We start from the raw sequence: 1,255 nt of genomic DNA on the forward strand, positions 1-1,255 counted from the left end.
GCACAAGCCTCTTCGTGCCCGGGGTTGCCTCGCCCCGGACACACTGTCCTTTACTTAGGAGTGGTTAGTACGTGGTTGCCTGTTCTAGCCTGGTCCCCGCAGAGCAAAGAGGTGGGGCAGGATGCCGAAGGTGCCTGAGAGTCGGCGCGTTGGGCGCATGGCCGTCAATGAGGTGCGTGCGCTGTTCGAGCGCCACGGGCACATCGTGCAGGAGGTCGACGGCGGCAACGACCACGGTGAGGACATGCACGTTACCTTCGTACAGAACGGCGAGCGAACAGCAGACTCCATGGCCGTGCAGGTTAAAGGTGGAGTCTCGACGCGTACCAGAAAGGGCCATCGCGTCCCAGTCGGGGATCACGGGGGCAACTGGCGTGACGGTAGTTTGCCGGTGCTCTGCGTAGTCCATGACCCTGAGCGGGGAGGCCTTTTCTGGGCCAATGCAACCCGTCAGCTCCGCCGAGCCGACGCGCTGCGCAAAACGCTGAAATCTGTTGTTGTCTCACGGGAGTCTGTGCTGGATGACGACACCATTGAGGCTTTCGTGCAGATAATGCGGAATTCCCTGGTTTGGGAACGTCAAGGGGTCGGCCGCTGGGCTGACATGGCGGACGTCATGTTCACTCCGAACGACATCGTCAAGCCCTTCGAGAACGAGTACGGCGAACCCATGATCTTCTGGCAGCAGCGTGGGGAGCCACTTGCAGTCCTGCTACATCATGATCTCGACTGGGGTCCTGTGCACATTCGGGAGGAAATGCTCAGATTTGATCCTATCCCGATGATCGGCACTGTCATCCTGAACAGCGCGGAAGCACACTGGCTCATGGGGTGCTTCAAATCCACAGAGTGGTGGCGCCGACCGGTCGAGCAGACCGATCTTTCCTGACGCTGAGGCTCCTTGGCGCTGCTGCATCTGACGTCGCGCCTGTCACTTCAATGTCTCGTCAATTCAGGTGGGCGGAAGGGGAGCGGAGGGGCGATCGCGTCGAACTGCGTGTGGGGTGGCTGCCCACGTCGGCAACTGCTCGGGCAAAGGTACGGAAGGTCAAGACCCGCTCGGGGGCACCAAGGCCGCGCAGCGCGCACAAGAAGCCGACCAGAAGGGTCAGGGGGTAGATGGCGCGCTGGAGGGTGAGTGCACCAGCACAGATCACGGTAGACAGCAGTGCCGCGGTCACGATGAGAATCCTTTCGGATCGACGGCGCACCGCCCGGTGCGCTGACCTCATACAAGGCTGCGCGGTACCTGAAC

The 1,255-nt window shown here is 61.5% G+C and carries 1 protein-coding gene; it reads left to right on the forward strand.

Annotated elements, in window-relative coordinates:
• The first annotated feature begins 157 nt into the window (after nt 1-157).
• A complete protein-coding gene (locus ACWF62_RS20510; protein ID WP_452631254.1) occupies nt 158-889 on the forward strand; it encodes a DUF4365 domain-containing protein in 732 nt (243 codons plus the stop codon).
• Nucleotides 890-1,255 lie beyond the last annotated feature (366 nt).

The organism is Rhodococcus sp. NPDC054953, assembly GCF_053609225.1.

Excerpts from the sequence above, each read along its gene's own strand:
- ACWF62_RS20510 (WP_452631254.1), top strand. The coding sequence starts at position 158 with ATGGCCGTCAATGAGGTGCGTGCGCTGTTCGAGCGCCACGGGCACATC.